This is a genomic window from Nocardia sp. bgisy134, assembly GCF_965341865.1.
Lineage (GTDB): Bacteria > Actinomycetota > Actinomycetes > Mycobacteriales > Mycobacteriaceae > Nocardia.
In genome coordinates, this window is the sequence record NZ_CBDQZP010000006.1 from 294,839 (window position 1) to 320,295 (window position 25,457).

The window sequence follows — 25,457 nt, forward strand, 5'->3', positions numbered from 1 at the left end:
TGAACGAAATCGGAGACTCCACAGTGCATCCCACGAAGGCGATCGCGGCCGCGACGGCCGTCCTCGCCGGATTCCTCATCGCCGCACCGGCATCCGCCGACGAGCGACTCGACCGCTTCCACGACCAGCAACTGTCGTGGCAGTCCTGCGACGACCCGCGACTCGATCCGCTGGGCGCGCAGTGTGCCGAGGTCACCGTCCCGCTGGATTACGCCGCACCCCAAGGGCAGACACTCACCGTCGTCGTTTCGCGCATCCCCGCCGCGGACCCGGCGCAACGGCGCGGGATCATGCTCTCGAACCCCGGCGGTCCCGGCGGCGCGGGCCTGGACGCCATGGTCGACGTCCGCGAAGCGATGACCGAGGAGGTGCGCGCCCGCTACGACCTCATCGGCATGGATCCGCGCGGCGTCGGCCGCTCCACCCCGGTGAATTGCCGCTGGCCGCGCGGGTTCGGCCTGCAATCGGCGGGCCTCGACGCCGCGAGCTACGCGGAATCCGTTGCGCAGCAGGCCGAGCTCGCGGCGCGGTGCGCGGCGAACGAGGGCGAGCGGCTGCGCCACATCACCACCCGCAACACCGCACGCGACATGGACGTCGTCCGCGCCGCCCTCGGCGAGGACCGGATCAGCTACTTCGGCACCTCCTACGGCACCTACCTCGGCGCGGTCTACACCCAGATGTTCCCGGAGCGCGGTGACCGCATCGTGCTGGACAGCGTGGCGGACCCGCACCGGTACGGCCCGGTCGGCATGATCCAGGACATGGGCCCGGCCAACGAGGCGGCCTTCGACCGATGGGCCGACTGGGCTGCGGGCCACGACGCCGAATATCGCTTCGGCGCCGACCGCGCCACCGTCCGTGCCACCGTGCTCGAGCTGGTCCGCCGCGCGAACGAGCGGCCCGTCCGGCTCGGCGAGTTCGAGCTGGACGACCACAGCATTCCCATGGTGCTGTTCCTCGGCCTCGACGATCCGCGGCAGTACCCGCAGGTGGCGAACCAGCTGCGCAGCATCCTCGACGCGGCCGCGGGCATGCCCGCGGAGCCGAGTCCGGAACTCGCCACCGTCCTCGCCTTCATGCTCGCCGCCCGGCCGGGCGACAACTCGGCGCAGATGGCGATCATGTGCGGTGACGTGGACGCCCCGCGCGACCAGAACTGGTACTGGCGCAATATCGAGGCGAGCAGGGCGAGTCAGCCGTTGTTCGGCGCGTTCGCCGACAACATCACGCCCTGCGCGTTCTGGCCGACGCCGATCGAAAGTCCCACCGCCATCGGCAATTCCGTGCCGAGCCTGATCGTGCAGGCCACCGGCGACACCCGCACCACGCACGGCGGGGCGCTCGCCATGCACCGCGCGCTGACCGGCTCGCGCATGGTCACCCTGCGGGACGTGCCGATCCACTCGATCTTCGGGCGGTACCCGAACGCCTGCGTCTACGCGGCGGTCAACACCTACTTCCGCGACGGCACGCTGCCCGAGAGCGACCTGATCTGTCAGGACGATCCTGGGCGGGCGTTGAGGTAGGCGAGCACGGCAAGCACCCTGCGGTGCCCGGCCTCGTCGGCGGACAGGCCGAGCTTGGCGAAGATGTTCCGAATGTGTTTGTGCACCGCGCCTTCGGTGACGACGAGCCGTTCGGCGATGGCCGGATTGGCGTGGCCCTCGGCCATCAGCGCGAGCACCTCCCGCTCCCGCGCGGTGAGCGCGGCGAGCGGGTCGTCGGCCCGGCGACGTACCAGCAGTTGCGAGATCACCTCGGGGTCCATCGCGGTGCCGCCCGCGGCGACGCGGCGCAGCGATTCCAGGAACCGGTCCACCTTGCCGACCCGCTCCTTGAGCAGATATCCGATGCCGCCCGCGCCGTCGCCGAGCAGTTCGGCGGCGTAGCTGTCCTCCACGTAGGACGAGAGCACCAGCACCGGTAGCCCCGGATGGATCGCGCGGGCGCGCACCGCGGCGCGCAACCCGTCGTCGGTGTAGGTGGGCGGGAGCCGGACGTCGACCACCACCGCGTCGGGCCGGTCGGCGGCGACGGCGGCCAGGAAGTCGTCGGCGTTGTCGACGGCCGCGGCCACCTCGATGCCCGCGGTGTTCAGCAGCAGCGCCAGACCCTCGCGAAGGAGGGCGTCGTCCTCGGCGATCACGACCCGCACGGCAGCTCCACGCGCACCACAGTAGGCCCACCGGGCGGACTGTCCAGCGTCATCCGGCCGTCGAGCGCCTCGGCCCGGCGCCGGATGCCTGCGAGTCCGCCGCCCTCGGCCGGCTCCGCCCCACCCACGCCGTCGTCGCCGACCTCGATGACAAGCAGTGCGGCCGTGCCGCCGAGGGTGATCGAAAGGCGTTCGGCCCGTGAGTGTTTGGTGGCGTTGGTGAGGGCTTCGGCGATCACGAAGTAGGCCGCCGCCTCCACCGCCATCGGGCGGCGGCCCGCGGATCCCACCTCGACGACGCACGGGATCGGGCTGCGCGCGGCCAGCGCCGAGACGGCGCTGGCCAGGCCACGGTCGGAGAGCACCGGCGGGTAGACGCTGCGCACCACGTCGCGCAGTTCGGCCAGCGCCGCGGCGGCGGTGTCCTGCGCGGTGCGCACCATGCCCGCGGCGGCCTCGGGGTCCCGCTCGCGCAGCTGCTCGGCCAGACCTAGCTGCATGATCACCGCCGCGATCCTGGCCTGCGCGCCGTCGTGCAGGTCCCGTTCGATGCGGCGCAGTTCGGCGCCGTGCGCGTCCAGCGCGGCGGCCCTGGTCGCGGTCAGTTCGGCGACCCGGTGGGCGAGCACCGCGCCCTCGTCGGGGGCGAGCAGCGCCCTGGCCGCCCGCGCTTGCGCCTCGGCGACTGCCGGGATGCGCAGCGCCAGCGCGCCGACGGGAATCGCGATCAGCAGGCTGAGCACCGTCCTCGGCCAGGAGTCGACCACGAAGCCGTAACTGGTGAGGGCGCCTTCGGGAAGCAGCCGCCAATACGCCGGAATCAGCGCCTGATTCACCGCACTCACCGGCAGCACTACCGCCAACGCGGCCAGCGGGAACCCGGTCAGCGCGTGCACCACCAGCCAGGCGAGGTCGCGCCGGTTGGCCGGATCGGCGACGAGCGTGGCGAGCCGCTCCCGCAGGTCACCGGTCAGCGGACGGTAGACCTGCTCGATCGGCGTGCCGAGTCGCGCCGCCGCCCTTCGCCTTTCGAACGCGGCCAGCGGCCGCAGCACCCGCGCCGCCTCGGGCAGCGCGGGTATCCCCACCCCGATCAGGCTCAGCACCGCCACGAGGAACAACCCCATCGCCCCGAACAGCGCGAACAGGCCGGTGACGCCGCCGATCACCAAGTAGCCGACGGCCGCGGGCAGTCGCCGCAGCCGTTCCGCAAAGCGGCGCCACCGGCCGTCGTTCACGAATCGGGCCCGTCGACGCCGCGCCGCGCGGGCTCGGGCCGCGCGCTCTGCTCCAGCGGCGGCTCCACGGTGGCGCCGCCCGGCAGCGGCAGGCCCGCTTGCTCCACCACGCGCGTCTCGGCCTGCATCGCCGATTCGGCCTTGTCGTTCGCCGCCTGGATGCCGCCGACCGTGCGCAGCGGCACCTCCTTCCAGAACAGCACCAGCACCAGCGCGACCAGCGCGAGGCCGGTGACCGCGAGGAACACCGTCGACATGGAGTCGGCGAAGCCCACCTGGAAGGGCCTGGCCAGCTCCGGGCTCAGCTGCTGGACGATCGAGCTGTCCCGCAGCACCTCCCCGGCGGCCGAAGTGTCCTGGGCGAGCAGGCCTTTCGCCAGCGCCGCGTCGGCCGGGTCGGCGCTCTGCACACCGGCGAGCACCGCCTGCCCGAACTTCGGGTCGCTCGCGGCGCTGCGCAGTTCGTCGGTGATGTTCGGCGTCAGCTGCGCGAACAGGATGGAGAGGAACACCGCGACGCCCAGCGTGCCGCCGATCTGCCGGAAGAAGGTGGCGGCCGCCGTCGAGACGCCCATGTCCTTGGGCGGCAGCGCGTTCTGCAACGCCAAGGTGAGCGGCTGCATGAGGTTGCCGAGGCCGAAGCCGGTGCAGCCCATGTAGAGCATGGCCAGCCACAAGGGGGTGTCCGCGTCGAGGAAGTGCAGCAGGAACAGGCCGAGGGTGAGCGTGCTCGCCCCGATGATCGGGAAGATCCGGTAGCGCCCGGTCCGCGAGATCAACTGGCCCGAGACGACCGAACCGACCATCATCCCCAGCACCATCGGCAGCATCTGCAGACCGGCCAGCGTCGGGCTCGCCCCGCGCACCACCTGGAGGTACTGCGGCAGCAGCGAGATACCGCCGAACATGGCCGCGCCGACCACGAACGAGATGACGACGCCCAGTGCGAAGGTCCTGTTCGCGAAGATCCGCAGCGGGATCAGCGCCGCGTCCTTCAGTCCCTTCTCGACCACGACGAATCCGGCGATGCCGAGCGCCCCGATCACGTAGCAGGTGAGCGAAGCAGCGCTGCCCCAACCCCATTCGCGCCCCTGTTCGGCGACGACGAGCAACGGCACCAGCCCGACGGCCAGTACCAGCACGCCCAACCAGTCGATCCGATTGGTCGAGTGCGGCTTCTTCGGCAGGCGCAGCACCCGCGACACCACCGCCAGCGCGACCAGACCCAAAGGCACGTTGACCAGGAACACCCAGCGCCAGCCGCTGACGCCGAGGATGGTGTCCTCTCCGGCGAGCACGCCGCCGAGCACCGGGCCGATCACGCTGGACGTGCCGAACACCGCGAGGAAGTACCCCTGGTAGCGGGCGCGCTCACGCGGGCTGACGATATCGCCGAGGATGGCCAAGGCCAGCGACATCAGACCGCCCGCGCCCATGCCCTGCACGGCGCGGAAGGCGGCCAGCTGGTACATCGACTGCGCGAACGTGCACAGCAGCGAACCGGCCACGAAGATGCTGATGGCCGCCATGAAGAAGGGCTTGCGGCCGAACATGTCGGACAACTTCCCGTACAGCGGCGTGGCGAGGGTGGCCGTGATCAGGTAGGCGGTGGTGGCCCATGCCTGCAGCGCATAGCCGTCGAGGTCGTCGGCGATGGTGCGGATCGCCGTCGAGACGATCGTCTGGTCCAGCGAGGCGAGCAGCATCCCGAGCATGAGCCCGCTGAGGATGGTCATGATCTGCCGGTGGCTGAACCCAACGGGCGACGCCACGGCGGTCGGCGCTGTCACGAATCGTTCTCCGTTCCACTGACCTTCGCGCCCACGTGCGGCAGGCTCGCGACCATCGCGGGCCGCGCGCGTTCGAAATCGTCGACGAACTGGCTCAGCAGGCCCGCGAACAGCGCCCGGTTCTCCGGCGTCCATTCGGCCATCACACGGGTGAGATTGTCGTGGCGGCGCCTGCGGATCTGCTCGGCCACCTCGCAGCCGCGCTCGGTCACCTCGAGCACCGTGGCGCGTCCGTCGGCGGGGTCGGCCGTCCTGCGGACCAGCTCCCGCTCGACCAGCTGGGCGACCTGACGGCTGATCGTCGACGCGTCCGAGTACACCGCCTCGGCCAGCGCGCCGGAGCGCATCGGGCCATCGCAGAGCAGCCGGAACAGCACCGCGAACACGGCAGGGTCCACGCCGTCCTTGGTATGGATCTGCAGGGCGGTCCTGTCCCGGATGCGCTGCAGCCGGGTGAGTTGCACCGCGATGGTGTCGATCGACAGGTCGTCCGTGTCCACGCGCCGCCACCTTTACTTGCGTCAATCAATTAGTTGTTTATCGCAAGTATGTCGGTGCGTGGACGGTCGGGGCAAACGAAATTGCCGGCGCGGGCGACCTTCGAGTCACGCCGGCGACCTTCGAACTGCTTCAGCGACCCTTGAACTGCGGATCGCGCTTCTCGAAGACGGCCTGGATGGCCTCGGTCAGGTCCTCCGAGGGCAGGAAGGCCGCGTTCCACGCCGACACGTAGCGCAGGCCCTCGGCCACCTCCGAGGCGCGCTTCTGGTCGAGCACGTCCTTCACGCCCTGCACCACCAGCGGCGGGTTGGCGGCGATCTCGCGGGCCATGGCGTGCGCCGCGTCCAGCACCGCGTCCTGATCCGGGAACACCTCGTTGACCAGGCCGATCTTCTCGGCGCGCGCGGCGTCGATGTCCTTGCCGGTGTAGGCGAGCTCGCGCAGGTGCCCCTCGCCGATGATGCCGGGCAGCCGGTGCAGCGAACCGATGTCGGCGACGATCGCGACCTTGGCCTCACGCAGGCTGAACTTGGCATCCGCGCTGGCCAGGCGGATGTCGACGGCCGCGATCAGGTCGAGGCCGCCACCGATGCACCAGCCGGAGATCGCCGCGATGACGGGCTTGGTGCACTCGGCCACCGCGGTGACCGAAGCCTGCATCCGCCGGATCTCCTTGAGGAAATCGGTGCGCGGGGCGGCCAGCGCCTTGTCGGCGAGCAGCGGACCGAAGGTGCCCGCCATGGCGGGCAGGTCGAGCCCGTAGGAGAAGTGCTTGCCCGAGCCGGTGAGCACGATGGCGCGCACCTCGGGATCCGCGTCGAGCTCGCGGAAGATCTCGGGAAGTTCCCGCCAGAAGTCCGGGCCCATCGCATTGCCTTTGCCGGGACCGGTCAGCGTCACCTGCGCGACGTGGTCCTTGGTCTCGACGGTGAAAGCCTGCCAATCAGTCATTTGTACAGCGTATACGCTCCGCGCCCGTCCGCTCCGGCGGATCCGCGGCGGCAGTGGGACGAGGCCCGGCGCGGTCTGTAAATCCTGTGCAAAACATCTGCATCGCACTGGTTCCCGCCTCGAAGAGAGGCGGATCATTGTCACGTCAGCAAACCAACGCACCGGGTTGGGAGGCAATCATGCTGATGCATCATGGAATCGGCCTCGACCGCTTCAACACCCTGTCGCACAATCGCGCCGTACACGCCATGTTCGAATGCTGCGGCAATGTCACCTGGGCGGTCACGCTCGCCGACGCGCGTCCCTATCCGGATCGGGACGCGCTGCTGGCCAAGGCCGACGTCGAGCTGCTCGCGCTCTCCCCCGACGATCTGGATCGCGCGCTGGAAGCCGTTGTCCACGAGGGGATCTCGCCCGGCGATCCGCATTGCGTCACCGAGCTGGCGCGGATAACGAGGGAGCGGATCACCACCATGCTCGGACCCGCCGAGGGCTATCCGGAGTACTGACCGATGCGCCGGCCCCGCGTACCGCCCGCAATCGCGCCCCGGCCACGGCCGGACGAAGTCCGTCGAGAATTCGCGCATGGCCGGAACGGAGCCGCCGGTCCGCTTACCCTGGATCCATGAGCAGGGCCCAGCTACCTCCGGTCGCCTGCCGAGTCGCGGACACACTGATCGCGCGCGGCCATCACGGCGTCATCCTCAGCCAGCCGACACCCACCCCCACCGCCGCCGACGCGGCGCGCGCCCTCGGAGTCGAGGTGGGCGCGATCATCAAATCGCTGGTGTTCCTGCTCGACGAAGACCCGGTGCTGCTGCTGGTCTCCGGCGCGCACCAGGTGGATCTGGAGCAGACCGGCGCGCGGCTGGAAGGCACGCTCACCCGCGCGTCCGCCGAATTGGTGCGCCAGGTGACCGGACAGCCTCTCGGCGGCGTCGCGCCGGTCGGGCATCCGGCGAACCTGCCCACCTGGGTGGACAATGCGCTGGCCAGGCACCCGGAGGTGTGGGCGGCTGGCGGGCATCCGAACACGCTGTTCCGCACGTCGTTCCGCGAGCTGATCCGGATCACCGCGGGCCTGCCCATCGATGTGGACTGAGTCTCACATCCTCCCGCGACCTGCGGGTTTCCCGGGCGAACGGCAATCGAACAACAATTGCCCGGCCCGGCGCGGGCGGATCGGGCGTAGCTTCGTCATGTGACCGAAGCACCGCCCCCGCCCACCGGCGTCCGGATCCCCGACGATCTGAGCGGAATCACCGCCGAGCAGTACCGCGCGTCCATGCGCCACTACCCGGCGGGTGTCACCGTGGTCACGCTCTGCTCCGAGAAGGGACCGGTCGGCTTCACCGCCACCTCGTTCGCCTCGCTCTCGCTGGAACCGCCGCTGGTGTCGTTCAACATCGCGCACACCTCGTCCAGCATGGCCGCGATGCTCGACGCCGATTCGGTGGTCATCCACTTCCTCGGCGAACACCAGCAGCACATCGCCAAGCGCTTCGCCCGCTCCGCCGAGGAGCGCTTCACCGACCGCTCCCTGTGGACCACCCTGGACACCGGCGAACCCGTCCTGCACGGCACCCCGATCTGGATCCGCGCCCTGGTCCAGCAGCTCATCCCCATCGGCGACCACACCTTCGTCGTCGGCCTGGTCACCCGGGTCCACGACAACACCGACGAAAAACCGGCCGCCGCACCGCTGCTCTACTACAACGGCCGCTACCACCGCCCGTCCTCGCTGGAGGACTGAGCGGATTCAGTCACCGTCCAACTCCTTGAACGCGACCTCCATCGGGAACGGACCCGTCAGTCGCAAGGCGTCCTGATGCGTTTCGGCGAGCCGATAGGTGCGACTCGCCCAGTCCAGTCGGTACTCCTGAACGATCTTCACGCGACGCTCGGCGTCGAGGTGCACCACCAGATAGAGCGGAATCCCCTCGTGCGCGTACTCGGCCCGCTTGTCGACGGTGTCGGTGTACTCCGAACCCGGTGACACGACCTCGACGACCAGCAGCGCGTCGGCGGTGGTGAGCTTGCGGTCCTCCTCGACGCACCGGTGCAGTACCACATCGGGCCTGCGGAAGGAGAACCCAGGACTACCCGGCCTGCCGTTGACGTAGTGCATCTCGAAATCGGTGACGACTCCGGTGCACGGTTCGGCCGGGCGCGCCCGCTCCAAAGCGTTGGCCAGCCGCCGAGCCACATTGTTGTGCTGGAAACTGCCACTGCGGCAGAAGATGACATGACCGTCGAGCACTTCGATCTGACGCTGCACATCCTCCGGCAGCGCGTCGTAGCCCGCCTCGGTGATGAGCAACGCACCCGGATCGGTCGCCCACGCAGGCAGATTGCTCATGCCTGCGCCTCGCTGACGCTCGGCTCCGGCATGCGCATAGCGCGCTGGCACATGATTCGCTCACTCCGTTCGCTCAACGGCCAACCTCAGGTCGGGAAACGGTCTCGCCGATACTATCCCGCCGAGACCGCTCCCAACCGGCCGCGAAGCCGCGCCGCAGCGCCCCTAGGCGACGAGGCAGGGGGCGGCGCCGGTGGCGGGGTCGGCGGTGAAGGGTCGGGTTTCGGGGTCGGGGTTCCAGAGGCCGTCGGTCTGGGCGTAGTTCCAGGAGGGGCCGTGGTGGACGAGGGTGGCGACGGCGGCGACGAGGCGGTCGACGTCGGCGGAGGTGGTGCCGAGGCCGATGCTGGCGCGCAGCGCGCCGTCGAGGCCGAGGCGGGCGAGCAGCGGGTGCGCGCAGAAGCGACCGTCGCGCACGCCGATGGCGTGCTCGGCCGAGAGATAGGCGGCGACGTGACCGGGCGCGAAACCGGCGACGGTGAAGGCCACGATGCCGACCGAGTCGGGGCCGTCGGACCAGATGCGCAGCGTCTCGACGCCGGGGATGGCACACAATCCGTCGCGCAGACGGTCGGCGAGCAGGCGCTCGTGGGCGGTCAGCGTCTCCGGGCCGATCGCGGCGAGCGCGTCGCAGGCGGCGGCGAGCGCGGCCACGCCGAGCACGTTCGGCGAACCCGCCTCGTGGCGTTGCGGCGCGGGCGCCCACTCGGTGCGCTCGGCGCTCACCGCGCGGACCGCGCCGCCGCCCGCGAGATAGGGCTCGGCCTTGTCGAGCCAGTCGCGGCGGCCGACGAGCACGCCCGCACCGAACGGGGCGTACAGCTTGTGGCCCGAGAAGGCGAGGTAGTCGATCCCCTTTTCGCGCAGACTGATTCGCCGGTGGGGGGCGAGCTGGGCCGCGTCGACCAGAATGCGCGCGCCGCACTGGTGCGCGATGTCGGCCAGCCGCTCCAGCGGCAGCACCTCGCCGGTGACATTCGACGCCCCGGTGACCGCCAGCAGCGCAGCGGGCTTGCTGCACAGCTCGGCCACCAGCGACCGGATGGTCTCGGCGACGGTGTCGGCGGCGCGCACCACGCGGCGACCGTTTCGCGTCCAGGGCAGGAAGTTGGCGTGATGCTCGATATCGAGCACCACCGTGTCACCGGGCACACACGCGGCGAGCAGGTTCAGCGAGTCGGTGGTGTTGCGGGTGAACACCACCACCTGATCGTCGGCGGCGTCGAGGAAACGGGCGACCGAACCGCGCGCGGCCTCGTAGCACTCGGTGGAGATGCGGGAGGCGTAGCCCGCGCCGCGGTGCACGCTGGCGTAGTAAGGCAGCAGCCGCTGAATCCGGTCGGTGACCGGGGCCAGCGCGGGCGCGCTGGCGGCGTAGTCGAAGTTGGCGTAGGTGCGGGTTCCGCCCTGGACGAGCGGCACCGGCAGGTCGTCACCCGACACGCGGGCGAGGGCGGCACAGGTCTGGCCCACAACAGCAGTCATCACGTGATCCCGTCGGGTCAGGGACTCGCAATCGGGAGATTCGCCGAGTCCGCGCTTGCCGCGCCCGGTCGGACGGCGGCCAGGTCGTCACCCGGAGCACCCCACCGCGGAGGAGGGTTGCCGACCAGCTAGCCGGGGCTTTGCGCTGATACTCGTGACCTGTTCCGAGACTGACAGACCGCCCGCCGCTCTGTCAACCGCCGGATTTCGCGGCCGAAAGTCGGTTGCGCCGGGCAGCGAACTGCGTTCCACTCGAGGGGTGACGCCCTCCCTGCTGATCGGCTTCGTCGGCTTGTGCGTCCTGCTGTCGCTCACGCCGGGGCCGGATTCGTTTCTGGTGCTACGCTTTTCGATCGTGGACGCCCGTCCCGGCATCGCCGCGGCGGTGGGTTCGGCGCTCGGTGGCCTGGTGTGGGCGGTGATGGTGGCCGCGGGGGTCGCCGCACTGCTGGAGCAGTCCGCGACGGCATATCGCGCGCTGAAAGTCGTCGGCGGAATCTATTTGGTGTACTTGGGAATTCGCACGCTGGTGGAGTTGCGCAAGCGACGGGCGCGCTCCGATGCCGAGCTCGATTCCGGCGCGTCGGCAGGCGGCGCGAAAGCCGGTGCGCCGACGGTTCGCTCGGCGTTCACGGCGGGCGTCGTCTCGTGTCTGTTCAATCCCAAGGTCGGCCTGTTCTACCTGGCCGTGCTGCCCCAGTTCATGACCGAAGTCACGTTCCTGAACACCCTCGCGCTCGGCGCGGTCGAATGCACCGTCGCCGCCGTCGAAATGATCCTGCTCGCCCTGCTCGCCTCCCGCGCGGTGGCGTTCTTGCGCAGCCCGAAGGTCAGCGATCGGCTCGAGCAGGCCAGCGCGGGCATTCTGACCGCGCTCGGTCTCGGGACCGCGGCCTCGGCGGCCTAGCGACGTGCCGATCGCAGGCACACCGCGCGCCGCTGCCGCGCCCGGGGATTCACCGATACCGCGGGTACCGTGGTCAGTTGGTCACCGTGGCGTTTGCCAATCGGTAACCCTCATGTGAAACAACCGTCGGGAAATGCAAGGCAGGTCTATGAGAGGTGGGCCGGACGTGATGCTCCAGCCGCAGGTAGAAGCCGCGGCGGGCGAGAGCCCGACGACCGGAAGGTCGCAGTCCGACCCCCTGCTGCGTGGCGCGGCAACGCCCCCGCCGCGGACTCTCGTCGACATCCTGACGGCGACCGCGCACACCCATCCCGACGCGCACGCCCTCGACGACGGCGAGATCCTGATCACGTATCGCGAACTGCTCGCCGCGATCGAGGCCCGCGCGGCCGAGCTGTCCGCGGCAGGCGTGCGCGCCGGCGACCGAGTCGGCGTCCGAATGCCCTCGGGCAGCAGCGATCTCTACGTCACGATCCTGGCCGTGCTGTGGGTGGGCGCGGCGTACGTCCCCGTCGACGCCGACGATCCCGACGAGCGGGCCCGGCTGGTCTTCGGCGAGGCGCGAGTCAGCGCCGTCGCCACCGCCGACGGTATTCGCTCCGGCACCGAAACAACTACCACCGCAAAGCAATCCGATATCGCGCCACCCAGCCCCGAAGACGACGCCTGGATCATCTTCACCTCCGGCTCCACCGGCACTCCGAAGGGCGTGGCGATCACCCACCGCAGCGCCGCCGCCTTCGTCGACGCCGAGGCGCGACTGTTCCTGCGGGACGCGCCGATCGGGCCCGGCGACCGGGTGCTCGCCGGTCTCTCGGTCGCCTTCGACGCCTCCTGCGAGGAGATGTGGCTGGCCTGGCGGCACGGCGCCTGCCTGGTGCCCGCGCCGCGCGCGCTGGTGCGCACCGGCGCCGATCTCGGCCCCTGGCTGGTTCGCCGCGAGATCAGCATCGTCTCGACGGTGCCGACGCTGGCCGCCACCTGGCCCGCCGAGGCGCTGGAACCGGTCCGGCTGCTGATCTTCGGCGGCGAGGCCGTGCCGCCGGAACTCGCCGAACGCCTTGCGGGCAACGCGGATTCGGTGCGCGAGGTGTGGAACACCTACGGCCCCACCGAGGCGACCGTCGTGGCGTGCGCGGCACTGCTCACCGGCGAGCCGCCGATCCGCATCGGACTGCCCTTGGACGGCTGGGATCTGGCCGTGGTCGACGCGCAGGGCAACCCCGTCGGCGAGGGCGAATCCGGCGAACTCGTCATCGGCGGCGTCGGTCTCGGCCGCTATCTCGATCCGGCCAAGGACGCCGAGAAGTACGCTCCGCTCGCCACGCTCGGCTGGGAACGCGCCTACCGCAGCGGCGATCTGGTCCGCAACGAGCGCGCCGGTCTCGTCTTCCTCGGCCGCGCCGACGACCAGATCAAGCTCGGCGGCCGCCGCATCGAACTCGGCGAGATCGACAACGCGCTCCAGCATCTGCCCGGCGTCACCGGCGCGGCCGCCGCGATCCGAACCACCAAGGCGGGCAACAAGATCCTGATCGGCTATCTCACCGGGCCGGACGGCGATTTCGACGTGCACGCCGCGCGCGAGCTGCTCGCCGACCAGCTGCCCGCACCGCTGGTGCCGCGCCTCGCGGTGGTCGGGGAACTGCCGACCCGCACGTCGGGCAAGGTCGATCGCGACGCGCTGCCGTGGCCGCTGCCCAAGGCCGCGCCCGTCGAATCCGACGACGACGGTCTCTCCCCCACCGCGCGCTGGGTCGCCGGACTGTGGGACGCCATCCTCGGCGCCGAGGCGACCGGTCCCGATACCGATTTCTTCGACCTCGGCGGCGGCTCCCTCGCCGCCGCCCAGTTGGTCACCGCGCTGCGCGAGCGCTATCCACGCATCGCCGTCGCCGATCTCTACGACCACCCGCGCCTCGGCGCGCTCGCCGACCTGCTCGATGCCAGCGCACCGGCCGCCGCGGTCGAGGAACGCACGGTGCGTCCCACCCCGCGCCTGGCCCAGTGGGTGCAAGTGCTCGCCACGGTGCCGCTGACCACCCTGACCGGCTTGCAGTGGCTGACCTGGCTGGCCATCGTCGGCAATGTCGCGGCCTGGTCGGGATCGCTGCCCTGGCTGCCCCGGCTGTCCTGGTGGTGGGCGCTGATCGCGTTCCTGCTGTTCATCACCCCGCCCGGCCGGATGGCGCTGTGCGTGGCGGGATCGCGCGCCCTGCTGCGTGGCATCACGCCCGGCAGCTATCCGCGCGGCGGCTCGGTGCACCTGCGGCTGTGGGCGGCGGTGCGGCTGTCCGAGGCGAGCGGCGCGGAGAACCTGTCCGGCGCACCGTGGATGGTGCCCTTCGCGCGGGCGCTCGGCGCGCGCATCGGCAAGGGCGTCGACCTGCACACGCTGCCGCCGGTGACCGGGATGCTCGAACTGGGCGACGGGTGCAGCGTGGAACCCGAGGTCGACCTCTCCGGCTACTGGATCGATGGCGATCTCGTGCACATCGGCCCGATCGTCATCGGGCAGGGCGCGGTGATCGGCGCGCGCTCGATCCTGCTGCCCGGCACGAAGATCGGCAAGAACGCCGAGGTCGCCCCGGGCTCCGCGGTCTCGGGCAAGGTGAAGGCCGAGCAGGAATGGGCGGGCTCCCCCGCGGTGAAGGTCGGTCGCGCGCGGCACCGCTGGCCCGCGCAAAGACCGGCGCGCGCCCCGCACTGGGTCGTGATCTTCGGCATCACCTCGATGGCGCTCGCCGCCCTCCCGATTCTCGGTCTCGGCGCGGGCGGCGCGTTCCTGGCCTGGTGGGTGCGGGAAACCGTGACGCTCACCGGCGGACTGGTCCGCGCCTTCGCGATGCTGCCGGTGGCCATGCTGGTCACGCTCGGCGTGTACGCGGCGGCGACCGTCGTCCTCGTGCGCCTGTTCGCCATCGGGCTGACCGAGGGCTACCACCCGGTGCGCAGCCGCGTCGGCTGGCAGGCCTGGGCCACCGAACGGCTGCTCGACGCGGCCCGCAATTTCCTGTTCCCGCTCTACGCCAGCCTGCTGACGCCGCTGTGGCTGCGCCTGCTCGGCGCGAAGGTCGGCAAGCACGTCGAGGCGTCGACCGTGCTGCTGCTGCCGAAGTTCACCACGGTCGCCGACGGCGCGTTCCTCGCCGACGACACCATGATCGCGAGCTACGAACTCGGCGGCGGCTGGCTGCGCATCGGCGAGGCCAAGGTCGGCAAGCGCGCCTTCCTCGGCAACTCGGGCATGACCGCGCCGGGCCGCAGGGTGCCGAAGAACGGTTTGGTCGCCGTGCTCTCGGCCGCGCCGTCCAAGGCCAAGGCGGGCTCCTCGTGGCTCGGCAGTCCGCCGGTGCGGCTGCGCCGCGCCTCCGAAACCGCCGACACTCGCCGCACCTTCGATCCGTCGTGGCGGCTGCGCGTGGCGCGGGCCGTGGTGGAGACGTGCAGGCTCGTCCCGGTGCTCGTCACCTTCGGCATCGGGCTGGGCGTGCTCTTCGCGCTGGCCTGGCTGGCCCAGCGGATCGGTCATTTGCCCACCGCCCTGCTCAGCGGTGTCGTGCTGTTGGTCGCGGGCGCGGTGGCTTGCGGCAGCGCCGTGGCCGCGAAGTGGTTGCTGGTCGGCCGGATCCGGGCCGAGGAGCACCCGCTGTGGAGCTCGTTCGTGTGGCGCAACGAGGTCTCGGACACGTTCGTGGAAATGGTCGCCGCGCCCTGGTTCGCCCGCGCGGCGACCGGAACGCCGGTGCTGAATCTCTGGCTTCGCGCACTCGGCGCGCGCATCGGTCGCGGGGTATGGTGCGAGTCCTACTGGTTACCTGAGGCGGATTTGGTGACACTCGGCGACGGCGCCACGGTGGAGCGTGGCTGCGTGGTGCAGACCCATCTGTTCCACGATCGAATCATGGCCATGGACACCGTCACCCTCGGCGCGGGCGCCACCCTCGGGCCGCACTGCGTCGCCCTTCCCGCCGCCGGACTCGGCGCGGGCGCGACGGTCGGCCCTGCCTCGCTCGTCATGCGCGGCGACACGGTGCCCCCGTCGACCAGGTGGTGGGGCAACCCGATCGCACCGTGGACCCGGCGCACGGACGACCCCGGCGAGGAGGGCTGATGGGTGAGAAGTTCTACGCGGCCCCCATCGACGACTACCTGCCACAGAACGGCAACCGGGGCTATCGCGTCTCGCGGTACGAGCTGGAACTGGTCTACAAGGTCGCCAGCAATCGGCTGACCGGCCGCGCCGAGATCACCGCGGTCACCACCGCGGTCCAGCCGCGCTTCGGTCTGGATCTCTCGCAGGCGCTGACCGTGTCGAAGGTGTTCGTGAACGGCGCCAAGGCCGGCAAATACGTGCACCAGCACGGCAAGCTCGTCGTCACGCCGCAGCAGCGGATTCCGGCGGGCGGCGTGCTCTCGGTGGTCGTCCAGTACGCGGGCGTACCGAAGCCGGTGCGCGGGCCCTGGGGCGAGGTCGGCTGGGAGGAGTTGTCCGAGGGCGCGCTGGTGGCCAGCCAGCCCAACGGCGCGGCGTCCTGGTTTCCCTGCGACGACCACCCCAGTTCCAAAGCCAGCTACCGCATTTCGGTGACCACCGACAGCCCGTACTACGCGCTCGCCAACGGCACCCTGGTGCGCAAGCAGACCAAGGCGAGCCAGACCACCTGGGTGTACGAACAGCCGGAGCCGATGTCGAGCTACCTGGCCACCATCCAGATCGGGCCGTACCGCAAGTACCGCGTCGGCGCGGTGCACGGACCGGTGCCGATGCACGCGATCGTGCCGCCCCGGCTACGCGCGGAGTTCGAGCACGACTTCGCGCGGCAAGGGCGGATGATGGAGGTCTTCACCGAACGGTTCGGCCCGTACCCGTTCGGCGGGTACACGGTGGTGATCACCGACGACGACCTGGAGATCCCGATCGAAGCCCAGGGCATCTCGGTGTTCGGCGCCAACCACTGCGACGGCCGCCGCGGCTCCGAACGGCTGGTCGCGCACGAACTGGCGCACCAGTGGTTCGGCAACAGCCTGACCTTGCGGCAGTGGCGCGACATCTGGCTGCACGAAGGCTTCGCCTGTTACGCGGAATGGATCTGGTCGGAGGCATCGGGAGGGCCCTCCGCCGATCAACTCGCCCGCGCCGCCCGGCACAACCTGGCGAGAGAACCGCAGGACATCGTCATCGGGGACCCGGGGCCCAGGCACATGTTCGACGACCGGGTGTACAAGCGCGGCGCGCTCACCTTGCACGCGCTGCGCCTCGAACTCGGTGAGCCCGGCTTCGCCGACCTGCTGCACGAATGGGTGCGGCGCTATCGGCATTCCTCGGTCACCACTGAGGAGTTCACCGATCTGGCCGGGCACTACAGCCTGGTGCCGCTGCGCCCGCTGTGGGACAGCTGGCTGCGCGACGAACCGCTGCCCCAGCTGCCGCCCCTCGGTGGGCAGGCCGGCGCGCGCTGAGCTCAGAACACGAGGTAGCGGGTAGCGAGCTCCTCCACGAGCGGGTCGTCCTCGGCGACGCTGTCCAGGGCGTCCAGGTCGGCCGCCACCGAAATCTGCCTCGGGTCGTCGTGTTCGTTGTCGGGAGCGTCCTCGGCCAGCTGGCGCAGCAGCTTCGCACGCACCCGCGTCTTGAGTGAATCGGTCATATCGAGAGCTTGCCCGTTGCCGAGCGGGGGAATCCGGCCAGCCGGCGCAGCAGCTTCGCACGCACCCGCGTCTCGAGTGAATCGGTCATATCGAGAGCTTGCCCGTTGCCGAGCGGGGGAATCCGGCCAGCCGGCGCAGCAGCTTCGCACGCACCCGCGTCTCGAGTGAATCGGTCATACCGAGAGCTTGCCCGTTGCCGAGCGGGGGAATCCGGCCAGCCGGCGCAGCAGCTTCGCACGCACCCGCGTCTCGAGTGAATCGGTCATACCGAGAGCTTGCCCGTTGCCGCGCGGGGGAATCGCGTAGACCGTCGCACGCTCAGTCCGTCATCAGCGCAGGCCAAGGCTCCGCTCAAACGGGCGCCAGCCAGGTGCCCCACGGAGTGTTGCGCAGCACCGAGTACACGACGAAAAGCGCGAGCACCGTCCACATGAACGTGCGCGGCAGGTCGGGGACGCGGGGGCGTTCGCCGCGCCACGCGCGCACCGCCCAGTCGCCGACGAACACCGCGAAGGCGAGCAGCAGCGGAATGGCGAGCAGGTTGCTGTGCAGCGAGTCCAGCAGGCGGCCGTCGGTGAGGTTGTGCACGGCGCGCATGCCACCGCACCCCGGGCAGTACAACCCGGTCAGGCCGTAGACCGGGCAGATGCCGTAGGAACCCTCCACGTGCGGATCGCGGAAGTGCAACAGGACCACCGCTCCGATACCCGCTCCCGCGGCGAGCGCAGGCAACCCGAGCGCGCGCCACCCCGTGCGCCGCACCCGCTGCTGCGGCGGGAACGGGGGCTGGGCGGCGAGGTGCGTGGTCTCCACGAGAATCCACGGTAGCCGGGGCGCGCGGCTTCCCGCTACCGGCAGCGGAAGGCACGAAAGCCGGTGTCACACGGTGCCGCGACGGGTTGCCGTCGACAGCGAGCGGAACGCCGAGCTCGGCTATCGCGAGGCGGCGTCCGCCAGCACCGCCGGGTCGACGAAGGACGGGTCGCGCGGCGCGGCCGTGCGGTAGGGCCCATCGGAATCGTCGCCCCAAGACTCTTCCTCCTCGGCCAGACGCTCGACCATGCCGAAGAAGCGGTTCTCGACCGGACGCAGGCCCGTGACGGCTGCGGTCAGGTCGATCGCTCCGGAAAACCGTGCCCCGCTGTCGCCCACCGACAACACGGACAGCCACCCGTCCCAGTCGGGATCCGGCAGACCGCCGCTGGTCTCCGCCCAGAACAGCACCGCGTCTTCGCCGGGTTCGGTCCTGAACGCCCCGGCCGCGGCGAACATCAGCAGCGCCGTGTGCACACTCGACTCCACGTAGCCGAGGTGGAACAGGTACGCCTCCAGCGCGCCGTCGCGGTGCAGCAGCACGGTGTCGTGCGGGCGCCCGGCGCAGGACTCACGCACCCGCCCGGCGAAGAACCTCCGCGGTGTCCGACCGACGACGGCGCTCTCCCATTCGGAGCCGGCTCGGCGGCCGTCCCAGAACCACCCGTCGAACATCGCTTCCGGATTGGCGATGGCGTCCGGTCCCGGCGCCGGGGTGTCCAACCACCTCTCGAAACCCTCGCGCGACATCGGGATTCTGGTGGCCAGCATGAAGCTGTCGGTCACACCTCTCTCCTCACCCATCCGGGAATCTCCCTGTGCGCGTACAGAATGCCCCGCGCCGGGGACATCCTGGCGACAGTCGATGGGTGCGGCGGCCGTCGTCGGCGCGCATCCATCCGGATCGGGCGGACCGCGCCGAACGAAGCCGGGCTTCGGACTGATAACGATCGGATACCGCCGATAGCGACGCGCGTCCGGACTGCGATGTACCGGATGTGACCGTTCGATCCGTGTGCACTCCGGGAGAGACTTCGCTCGCGCGCGATGTTTCTCCCCTCGAGCAGAGTTCACCGGACCGAATATTGGGTATCCACAGATATGCGCCAGGATTTCCGCCATAAAGCGCTTGCACTTGCAAGCACTTTGCTTGCACCGTACTGTGGCGGATGACACAAAGGAGTGCACAATGCTGGTGACGTCGATGAAGACACTGGCTGGGATACGCGGCGCCGAACCGCTCACCGCGGCCTATCGGGCCGGACTGCGATCCCGTAAGTTCGCGACAACTTCGCTGAACAAGCCGACAGTGCCCTGCGAAACGATTCCGGTCACCACCGTCGACGGCGCCCAGCTCCGAGTGCACGCCTACGGACCTGCCGACGGCGAAATCATCGTGCTCATCCACGGGTGGAGCTGCTGCATCGAGTACTGGAACCCGCAGATCAACGCACTCGCGGACCGTTACCGCGTCATCGCCTACGATCAGCGCGGCCATGGCGAGAGCACACTGGGACGAATCGCGCCGAGCGGCGAAACCCTCGCCGACGACCTGGCCACCGTCCTCGACGCCGCCTTGCCGCGCGGCAAGCGCGCCACCTTGGTCGGCCACAGCATGGGTGGCATCACCTTGCAGGCTTGGGCCGCCCGTTACCCGGAGCAAGTGTCTGCGCGCGCCAACGCCGTGGTGCTCGCGAACACCGCCGCCCGCGAGATCCGCCACGAGACGGATCTCCTTCCGCTGCTGAACAAGCCGCTCACGATGGCCAGCCGTCCGGTCACCGTCTTCGGCGCGGGCGTCCGCCTGCCGCTGGTGGTCGCCGAGACGCTGCTGAACGCGCCGGTGCCGCTGCCGGGCGGTCCGGTCGTGACCTCGCTCATCAAGGCCAGGTTGATGACCAAGAACGCGACCGCCGACGAGGTCGCCTTCTCGCTCGGCATCGTCCGCTCCTGCCGTCCGCTGACCCGCGGCCTGCACGCCGCCGCCCTGGCCGCGCTCGACCTCGGCGACTCGGCCAAGCACCTGACGGTCCCCACCACCGTCATCGCGGGCGAGCACGACCACCTGCTGCCCGCCCGCATGAACCGCCCCATCGTCGACGCCCTCACCGCGACGGGCTCGCTGGCCGATTACCAGATCTGGCCCACCGGTCACCTCGGCAACATCGAGGCCGCCGACCGCTTCAACGCCGAAATCGACAGGATCGCCCAGAGCGCGGGCAACCACCGCGCCACCGCGGTCTGATCCGCAGAGTTGCTCCCGGGCCGGTCAACGGCGCCCGGCCCGGGAGCAGCGCCCCCGTCACGCCTGCTTGAAGCGCAGGCAGCTGCGAACGAAGTCCTGGACGGGCGCGTTGCCGTCATCGATCGGATTCCACGCGACGCCCACCTGGCTGGCGGCGATGCCGACCACCGGACGGAACACCACACCGGGCCGCTGGTAGAAGCGGGCGGTGGACTCCGGAGCCAGGGCCACGCCGTATCCGTTCGCGATCGCGTTGAGCCAGTCGTCCGGATGCTTGGTGACCGCGCCGATGCGCGGCGGAACGCCCTCCCGCTCGTCGACGGCCAGCCAATAATCACGCCACCGACCGGTCGCTTGCGGGGCCGCGATGAAGGGCTCGTCGAGCAGTTCGCGGAAGGGGATCTCGTCTCGATCGGCAAGCCGGTGCGTATTCGGCAGCACCACACAGCGCGGCTCGGTGAGCAGCACCTCGACCCGCCACGATTCCTGGTCCGGAATCGGCAGCCGCAGCAGTGCCACATCCACGCTGCCCTCGGCCAGCCCCGCGGTGGGGTCCGACCATGGGCTCTGGCGCATATCGACGCGCCAGCCCGGCCTGCGCTCGCCGAACGCGGCGATGATCTCCCGAGTGGCCTCGTTGGCGGCGCTGGCGAGGAAACCGACACGCAGGACGCGGGCCTCCCGCGCGGCCGCGGCATGGGTTTCGGAGAGCGCGCGATTCCAGTCGTCGAGCAGGGCGGGCACCCGCAGTGCCAGCGCGCGCCCGGCTTCGGTCAGCGTCATCCCCGCCCGCGAACGGGTGAAAAGTCGCGCCCCCAACAAGGTTTCGAGCTGCTTGATCTGCTTCGTGAGCGCCGGTTGCGACACGTAGAGCCGTTCCGCCGCGCGCGTGAGGTTCCCCTCCTCGGCGACGGCGGCGAAGTAGCGCAGCAGCCGAGTATCGACATCCATGCCGTCAGGTTATGGATACAGGTATTGGTGCGACAACGACCGCCGAATCGAGACTGAGGGAACAAGGTCGTCGCCGCCAGGAAGGTCCCCTCGTGTTCGCCCTCTATGTCACCCTGACCGCGCTCACCGCCCTCGGCGCGGCGACCGGAGCTTGGATGGACTTCGTGCACCACCCCATTCCGGTCGCGGCGTCGAAACAGGTGCAGGTGCCGGAGTCGTGGATGCTTCCGCTGGGCGTATTGCTCGGCGCCGGAGCGCTCGGACTGGTCGCGGGATTCGTCATTCCGCCGGTCGGCATCGCCGCGGCGACCGGTTTGGTGCTCTACTTCGTCGGCGCGATCATCGCGCACCTGCGGGTCCGCGATTACCAGCTCGGCATGGCCGCGACCGCCTTCGCACTGACCGCGGCCACTCTCGCCGCCACCCTGGCGTACCGATTCGGCTGAGCCCCGCGAATACGGCGAAATCTCCTTCCGCACCGCGCGCGGAGGGAGCCTCCGGTGCCGAACCGGCCTCAGGCCTCGCTCGGAGCGGGCAGCAGACCCAGCTGGGTCAGGAATGAGGCGTTGTCCGAGTAATCCCGCCCGCGCGGTCAGCGCTCGATCACCGGCAGCAGTTGGGGTCTAGAACGACGCAGAGCGCGGACAGGGAGTCGCGGCGGGCGCGATGGACGGTGTTCATGCCACGTCGCTCGGATTCGATCAGTCCCGCTTTGCGCAGTTGCGTGAGGTGATGGCTGGCGGTGGATTCGGAGACGCCGACCGCCGCGGCGAGATCGCCGCCGTTCTCCTCACCGCCGGGACTGGTGAGGAGAAGCGACAGCAGGCGAACGCGAACCGGGTCGGCGATGGCCTTGAGGCGCAATGCCACCTCCAGGGCGGCGGACTCGCCCACGGGCGCGGCGGCCACCGGGGCGCAGCACACCGGGGCGGACATGTCTATCACGGGAAGCGCCTTCGGCATGCCCCAATCGTACGCACCTTATTGACATATGTCGAAGAAGGTAGAAGACTCGGGTTGTCAGCTATTCGACATATATCGAATTACTTGGAGGTTCTGATGTCCCGCGTTCAACTCGCCCTCAATGTCGACGACCTCGATACCGCGGTCGCGTTCTACTCCACGCTGTTCCAGGCCGAACCGGCCAAGCGTAAGCCCGGTTACGCCAACTTCGCCATCGCGGAACCGCCGCTGAAACTGGTCCTGATCGAGAATCCAGGCCACGGCGGCAGCCTGAACCACCTCGGCGTGGAGGTCGAGTCCCCCGAACAGGTGCACTCCGAAATCGCGCGCCTGTCCGAGGCCGGGCTGTTCACCGAGGAGCAGATCGCCACGACGTGCTGCTTCGCCACCCAGGACAAGGTGTGGGTCAGCGGCCCCGGCACCGAACGATGGGAGGTCTACACGGTGCTCGCCGACAGTGAAACCTTCGGCGCCGCACCCGAACTCGACAGCGCCGAGGCCGTGGCCGAGTGTTGCGCGGACACATCCGCCGAGGCCGCAGCGGACTCGTGCTGCACCCCGGCGGCCAAACAAGAGGCGATCGCCTCCGGGGCCACCTGCTGCCGATAACCGAACCAGTCGAAATTGTCGACGAAGTCGTAGCGACGGCAGGGCTTGTCGCTGTGATCTTCTCGCTCGCCGTGCGCCCGATCCACGACGAGATCCGCAAGCGCGTCGCGGAGTTGGTCGGCGAGTTGCTACCGGTGCGTTGAACAGGCGGTGAGGGGCTCACAGCAGCCTCCGCCAGGAAAAAAATGGAGCCGCCTGGGGGAATCGAACCCCCGACCTTTTCATTACGAGTGAAGCGCTCTACCGACTGAGCTAAGGCGGCGTGCCTTTCGGCGACGCGAGTCTATCGTCTCCGTGGCCGGATCGCGAAAACGGGTGGTCCCGAGGGGTGCGGTCAGGCGGATTGGGCGGCCATGATGGCCGCGACCATGGCGGCGAGGGCGAAGCGGGGCTTGACGTTGAGGTCGAGGGCCTCGCGGCAGGCGAGCACGGCCTCGATGGAGCCCAGCAGGCCTTCCGGGCGAACGCGGTCGGCGAGGTCGTGGATCTGGTCGGACAGGTCGGGATGGGTGAGGACGACGCCCGAGCCCGCGCGCGCGGCGCCGAAGCGGACGGCGAGCGCGTCGCGGTACACCCCTGCTACGTCGATCAGTGCGCGATCGAGGGCGTCGCGACCGGTGCGGGTGGCGCGGGACTTCTGACGGCGCTCCAGGTCTTTCAGCACGCCCGCGGACCCTCGGGTCGCGCTCGCCGCGCCCTTGCCTGTCCCGCCCGCGCCGAGCGCGGTGGCCAGCTCCTCGCGTTCGCGTTCGTCGCGGGCCGCGCTCATCTGTTTGGCCTCGTCGTCGGCGGCCTTCACCAGTTCGTCGGCGGCGGCGTAGGCCGCGCCCGGTCGCGCGACGGCCGACACCAAGGCCAGCGCCCGCTGCCTGCGCGCCCTCGACTCTTCGTCGGTGGCCAGCCGCCTGGCCCGCCCGACGTGACCGCCGCTGACCGAAGCCGCCCAGTTCGCGGTCTTCTCGTCGAGCTTGTCGCGCTCCTTCAACACCTGCGCGATGGCCGGGACCGAGGGCGTCACCAGGTGCACGTGCCTGCATCGCGAGCGCAGCGTCACCGAGATGTCCTCGGGATCGACCGACGGCGCGCACAGCAGGAACACCGTGCGGTCCGGCGGCTCCTCGACCACCTTGAGCAGCACGTTCCCTGCCGCCTCCGTCAAACGGTCGGCGTCCTCGATGACCACCACCTGCCAGCGCCCGGTGCTCGGGCGACGCGAGGCGACCTGCACGATCTCGCGCATCTCCTTGGTGCTGATGCTCAGCCCCTCGGGCACCACCCGCCGCACGTCGCCGTGCGTGCCCGCCATGGTCGTGGTGCAGGCGTGGCACTTGCCGCAGCCGGGCGTGCCCGCGTCGGTGCACTGCAAGGCCGCCGCGAAGCACAGTGCCGCAATGGATCTGCCGGATCCGGGCGGTCCGGTGAACAACCAGGAGTGCGTCATCGCGCCCTCGACCACCCCGGCGCGGGCCGCGATCGCGGCAGCCGTCAGCTCGGACTCGACCGCATCCTGGCCGACCAACCGATCGAAGACTCCCGCCACGGCATACACCCTAGCCGTCCGATCCGACACGTTCCCTCGGCCGGTCACGGCCTGTCCCCGCGCGACACGCGGCATCGATCGCGAAGTCGTTGACCCGGCTCACCACGCTGACGGATGCTCGACGCGGAGGTGGAATCATCGTGAGAATCCTGTTGATCGCCGGGGACGCCGCCGAAGACCTCGAGGTCTTCTACCCCTACCAGCGCCTGCTCGAAGAGGGGCACGAGGTGGACATCGCGGCGCCGACCGTGAAGAAGCTCCAATTCGTCGTCCACGACTTCGCGGACGGTTTCGACACCTACACCGAGAAGCTCGGCCACAGCTGGCCCGCCGACCTCGCGCTGGCCGACGTCGCCCCGGAGAACTACGGCGCGCTGGTGGTGCCCGGCGGCCGCGCACCGGAGTACCTGCGCAACAACCCGGACTGCCAGCGCGTCGTCCAGCATTTCGCCGAACAACGCAAGCCGATCGCCGCCCTCTGCCACGGCCCGCTGATCCTCGCCGCGGCAGGCGTGCTCACCGGCCGCTCGTGCAGCGCCTACCCCGCCCTCGCCCCCGACATCGAGGCCGCGGGCGGCAAGTTCGTGGACAGCGAGGCGCACGTGGAGGACAACATCGTCACCGGCCGCGCCTGGCCTGACCATCCCGCCTGGATGCGCGAGTTCGTCCGGCTGCTGCGCGAATAGGCGTACCTGCGCGTTCGCTGCGGCCGTACGCGAGCTGAGGACGAACTGCGTCCGGCTGCGCGAATAGTCGTTCGCTCCGGCCGCCGACTCTCAGGAGGCCCTGGAGTAGGTGCTGTTCTGCCCGTCCAGTTCCTCGCGGATGATGTCGGCGTGCCCGGAGTGGTGCGCGATCTCGCGCAGGATGTGCAGGATCGTGAAACGCACCGTCTGCCAGATTCTTTCTGGCGTCCACGGGGCGGTCGGGGTGGGGATGGAGGTGTCGAGGCTGTCCACGGTCCGGATCACTTCGGCCGTGGCGGCCGCCACCTCGTCCCAGGTGTCGAGCAGCTCCTGCACGGTCTCGTCCGGCGCCATGACGTACTCGCCGTCGAACTGGGAGACGTCCAGTACGGCGTGCTCGTCGCGCGTCACGATCACCGAGGTCCAGTGGCGCTCGCAGTTGATCAGGTGATGCAGCAGCCCGCCCAGGGTCAGCTCGCTGACCGTGGTGCGTTTGCGCGCCTGATCGTCGTCGATGCCTCGGACGGTGATCCGGAACAGCTCGCGCTGATCCGCCAGCATCGCGATCAGATCCTCGCGCTCCCGATCGGCCATGGTCGGTCCTTTCCC

The 25,457-nt window shown here is 70.0% G+C and carries 25 protein-coding genes, 1 tRNA gene and 1 riboswitch; of the genes, 11 read left to right on the forward strand and 15 right to left on the reverse strand.

The window, feature by feature from the left end:
* Positions 1 to 23 precede the first annotated feature (23 nt).
* On the forward strand, positions 24 to 1,529 hold the full coding sequence (locus tag ACRWNM_RS14005) for an alpha/beta hydrolase (protein ID WP_431967356.1): 1,506 nt from the start codon (positions 24 to 26) through the stop codon (positions 1,527 to 1,529).
* Here ACRWNM_RS14005 and ACRWNM_RS14010 read toward each other — a convergent pair.
* The 5 genes from ACRWNM_RS14010 to ACRWNM_RS14030 all read right to left on the reverse strand — a co-directional run bounded on the left by ACRWNM_RS14010 (position 1,499) and on the right by ACRWNM_RS14030 (position 6,638).
* On the reverse strand, positions 1,499 to 2,158 hold the full coding sequence (locus ACRWNM_RS14010; protein WP_431967358.1) for a response regulator: 660 nt from the start codon (positions 2,156 to 2,158) through the stop codon (positions 1,499 to 1,501). The genes ACRWNM_RS14005 and ACRWNM_RS14010 overlap by 31 nt on opposite strands.
* Positions 2,146 to 3,396 (reverse strand): sensor histidine kinase, encoded by a 1,251-nt coding sequence (locus ACRWNM_RS14015; protein WP_431967360.1) that lies wholly within the window; start codon positions 3,394 to 3,396, stop codon positions 2,146 to 2,148. The genes ACRWNM_RS14010 and ACRWNM_RS14015 overlap by 13 nt, the downstream gene beginning before the upstream one ends.
* Complete coding sequence (locus ACRWNM_RS14020; RefSeq protein WP_431967451.1) at positions 3,393 to 5,132, reverse strand: MDR family MFS transporter; 1,740 nt, start codon at positions 5,130 to 5,132, stop codon at positions 3,393 to 3,395. Before ACRWNM_RS14020 ends, ACRWNM_RS14015 begins: the two co-directional genes overlap by 4 nt.
* Positions 5,133 to 5,182: 50 nt before the next feature.
* Positions 5,183 to 5,686, reverse strand: a complete 504-nt coding sequence (locus ACRWNM_RS14025; protein ID WP_431967362.1) for a MarR family winged helix-turn-helix transcriptional regulator — start codon at positions 5,684 to 5,686, stop codon at positions 5,183 to 5,185.
* Positions 5,687 to 5,816: 130 nt separating this feature from the next.
* Complete coding sequence (locus ACRWNM_RS14030) at positions 5,817 to 6,638, reverse strand: crotonase/enoyl-CoA hydratase family protein (protein WP_431967364.1); 822 nt, start codon at positions 6,636 to 6,638, stop codon at positions 5,817 to 5,819.
* 179 nt (positions 6,639 to 6,817) lie between these two features.
* Here ACRWNM_RS14030 and ACRWNM_RS14035 point away from each other — a divergent pair, with 179 nt between their 5' ends.
* From ACRWNM_RS14035 to ACRWNM_RS14045, 3 genes are all read left to right on the forward strand, one after another.
* A complete protein-coding gene (locus ACRWNM_RS14035) occupies positions 6,818 to 7,147 on the forward strand; it encodes a 2-oxo-4-hydroxy-4-carboxy-5-ureidoimidazoline decarboxylase (RefSeq protein WP_431967366.1) in 330 nt (109 codons plus the stop codon).
* A gap of 116 nt (positions 7,148 to 7,263) precedes the next feature.
* Entirely contained in the window at positions 7,264 to 7,740 is a 477-nt protein-coding gene (locus ACRWNM_RS14040; RefSeq protein WP_431967368.1) for a YbaK/EbsC family protein, read from the forward strand.
* A 183-nt stretch (positions 7,741 to 7,923) separates the two neighbouring features.
* Positions 7,924 to 8,391: a flavin reductase family protein gene (locus ACRWNM_RS14045; protein WP_431967453.1), complete on the forward strand. Its 468-nt coding sequence runs from the start codon at positions 7,924 to 7,926 to the stop codon at positions 8,389 to 8,391.
* Positions 8,392 to 8,397: 6 nt separating this feature from the next.
* Here the strand turns inward: ACRWNM_RS14045 and ACRWNM_RS14050 are convergent, their stop codons facing one another.
* Together ACRWNM_RS14050 and ACRWNM_RS14055 are read right to left on the reverse strand one after the other, a co-directional pair.
* On the reverse strand, positions 8,398 to 8,997 hold the full coding sequence (locus ACRWNM_RS14050; RefSeq protein ID WP_431967370.1) for a Uma2 family endonuclease: 600 nt from the start codon (positions 8,995 to 8,997) through the stop codon (positions 8,398 to 8,400).
* A gap of 165 nt (positions 8,998 to 9,162) precedes the next feature.
* Positions 9,163 to 10,482 carry an aminotransferase class V-fold PLP-dependent enzyme gene (locus ACRWNM_RS14055; RefSeq protein ID WP_431967372.1) on the reverse strand — a complete coding sequence of 440 codons (1,320 nt, stop codon included), beginning with the start codon at positions 10,480 to 10,482 and terminating at the stop codon, positions 9,163 to 9,165.
* A 46-nt stretch (positions 10,483 to 10,528) separates the two neighbouring features.
* Positions 10,529 to 10,642, reverse strand: a riboswitch (SAM riboswitch).
* A gap of 99 nt (positions 10,643 to 10,741) precedes the next feature.
* Here ACRWNM_RS14055 and ACRWNM_RS14060 point away from each other — a divergent pair.
* The 3 genes from ACRWNM_RS14060 (at position 10,742) to ACRWNM_RS14070 (ending at position 16,852) form a co-directional block, all read left to right on the forward strand.
* The gene (locus ACRWNM_RS14060; RefSeq protein ID WP_431967374.1) at positions 10,742 to 11,389 is read left to right on the forward strand and encodes a LysE family translocator; all 648 of its coding nucleotides are present in this window, start codon (positions 10,742 to 10,744) and stop codon (positions 11,387 to 11,389) included.
* A gap of 148 nt (positions 11,390 to 11,537) precedes the next feature.
* The gene (locus ACRWNM_RS14065; RefSeq protein WP_431967376.1) at positions 11,538 to 15,503 is read left to right on the forward strand and encodes a Pls/PosA family non-ribosomal peptide synthetase; all 3,966 of its coding nucleotides are present in this window, start codon (positions 11,538 to 11,540) and stop codon (positions 15,501 to 15,503) included.
* Complete coding sequence (locus ACRWNM_RS14070; RefSeq protein WP_431967378.1) at positions 15,503 to 16,852, forward strand: M1 family metallopeptidase; 1,350 nt, start codon at positions 15,503 to 15,505, stop codon at positions 16,850 to 16,852. Before ACRWNM_RS14065 ends, ACRWNM_RS14070 begins: the two co-directional genes overlap by 1 nt.
* Positions 16,853 to 16,854: 2 nt before the next feature.
* On the opposite strand, the gene ACRWNM_RS14075 is transcribed toward ACRWNM_RS14070, so the two are convergent.
* From ACRWNM_RS14075 to ACRWNM_RS14085, 3 genes are all read right to left on the reverse strand, one after another.
* A complete protein-coding gene (locus ACRWNM_RS14075) occupies positions 16,855 to 17,040 on the reverse strand; it encodes a hypothetical protein (RefSeq protein WP_431967380.1) in 186 nt (61 codons plus the stop codon).
* Positions 17,041 to 17,392: 352 nt separating this feature from the next.
* Complete coding sequence (locus tag ACRWNM_RS14080) at positions 17,393 to 17,854, reverse strand: DUF2752 domain-containing protein (protein WP_431967382.1); 462 nt, start codon at positions 17,852 to 17,854, stop codon at positions 17,393 to 17,395.
* Positions 17,855 to 17,974: 120 nt separating this feature from the next.
* Positions 17,975 to 18,640: a hypothetical protein gene (locus ACRWNM_RS14085; protein WP_431967384.1), complete on the reverse strand. Its 666-nt coding sequence runs from the start codon at positions 18,638 to 18,640 to the stop codon at positions 17,975 to 17,977.
* A gap of 403 nt (positions 18,641 to 19,043) precedes the next feature.
* On the opposite strand from ACRWNM_RS14085, the gene ACRWNM_RS14090 reads away from it, so the two are divergent.
* Positions 19,044 to 20,099 carry an alpha/beta fold hydrolase gene (locus tag ACRWNM_RS14090; protein WP_431967386.1) on the forward strand — a complete coding sequence of 352 codons (1,056 nt, stop codon included), beginning with the start codon at positions 19,044 to 19,046 and terminating at the stop codon, positions 20,097 to 20,099.
* A 57-nt stretch (positions 20,100 to 20,156) separates the two neighbouring features.
* Here ACRWNM_RS14090 and ACRWNM_RS14095 read toward each other — a convergent pair whose 3' ends face one another.
* Positions 20,157 to 21,050, reverse strand: a complete 894-nt coding sequence (locus tag ACRWNM_RS14095; RefSeq protein ID WP_431967388.1) for a LysR family transcriptional regulator — start codon at positions 21,048 to 21,050, stop codon at positions 20,157 to 20,159.
* Positions 21,051 to 21,142: 92 nt separating this feature from the next.
* Between ACRWNM_RS14095 and ACRWNM_RS14100 the strand changes: the two genes are divergently transcribed.
* Positions 21,143 to 21,496 carry a DoxX family protein gene (locus tag ACRWNM_RS14100; RefSeq protein ID WP_431967390.1) on the forward strand — a complete coding sequence of 118 codons (354 nt, stop codon included), beginning with the start codon at positions 21,143 to 21,145 and terminating at the stop codon, positions 21,494 to 21,496.
* A 157-nt stretch (positions 21,497 to 21,653) separates the two neighbouring features.
* Here ACRWNM_RS14100 and ACRWNM_RS14105 read toward each other — a convergent pair whose 3' ends face one another.
* Complete coding sequence (locus ACRWNM_RS14105) at positions 21,654 to 22,013, reverse strand: Rv2640c family ArsR-like transcriptional regulator (protein WP_431967392.1); 360 nt, start codon at positions 22,011 to 22,013, stop codon at positions 21,654 to 21,656.
* Between the two features lie 96 nt (positions 22,014 to 22,109).
* Here ACRWNM_RS14105 and ACRWNM_RS14110 point away from each other — a divergent pair, with 96 nt between their 5' ends.
* On the forward strand, positions 22,110 to 22,622 hold the full coding sequence (locus ACRWNM_RS14110) for an ArsI/CadI family heavy metal resistance metalloenzyme (RefSeq protein ID WP_431967394.1): 513 nt from the start codon (positions 22,110 to 22,112) through the stop codon (positions 22,620 to 22,622).
* 186 nt (positions 22,623 to 22,808) lie between these two features.
* Here the strand turns inward: ACRWNM_RS14110 and ACRWNM_RS14115 are convergent.
* Together ACRWNM_RS14115 and ACRWNM_RS14120 are read right to left on the reverse strand one after the other, a co-directional pair.
* A tRNA-Thr gene (locus tag ACRWNM_RS14115) sits at positions 22,809 to 22,884 on the reverse strand.
* 72 nt (positions 22,885 to 22,956) lie between these two features.
* A complete protein-coding gene (locus ACRWNM_RS14120) occupies positions 22,957 to 24,162 on the reverse strand; it encodes a DNA polymerase III subunit delta' (RefSeq protein ID WP_431967396.1) in 1,206 nt (401 codons plus the stop codon).
* Between the two features lie 140 nt (positions 24,163 to 24,302).
* Between ACRWNM_RS14120 and ACRWNM_RS14125 the strand changes: the two genes are divergently transcribed.
* Complete coding sequence (locus ACRWNM_RS14125) at positions 24,303 to 24,848, forward strand: DJ-1/PfpI family protein (protein WP_431967398.1); 546 nt, start codon at positions 24,303 to 24,305, stop codon at positions 24,846 to 24,848.
* A gap of 90 nt (positions 24,849 to 24,938) precedes the next feature.
* Here ACRWNM_RS14125 and ACRWNM_RS14130 read toward each other — a convergent pair whose 3' ends face one another.
* On the reverse strand, positions 24,939 to 25,442 hold the full coding sequence (locus tag ACRWNM_RS14130) for a DUF664 domain-containing protein (protein WP_431967400.1): 504 nt from the start codon (positions 25,440 to 25,442) through the stop codon (positions 24,939 to 24,941).
* Positions 25,443 to 25,457: the final 15 nt, after the last annotated feature.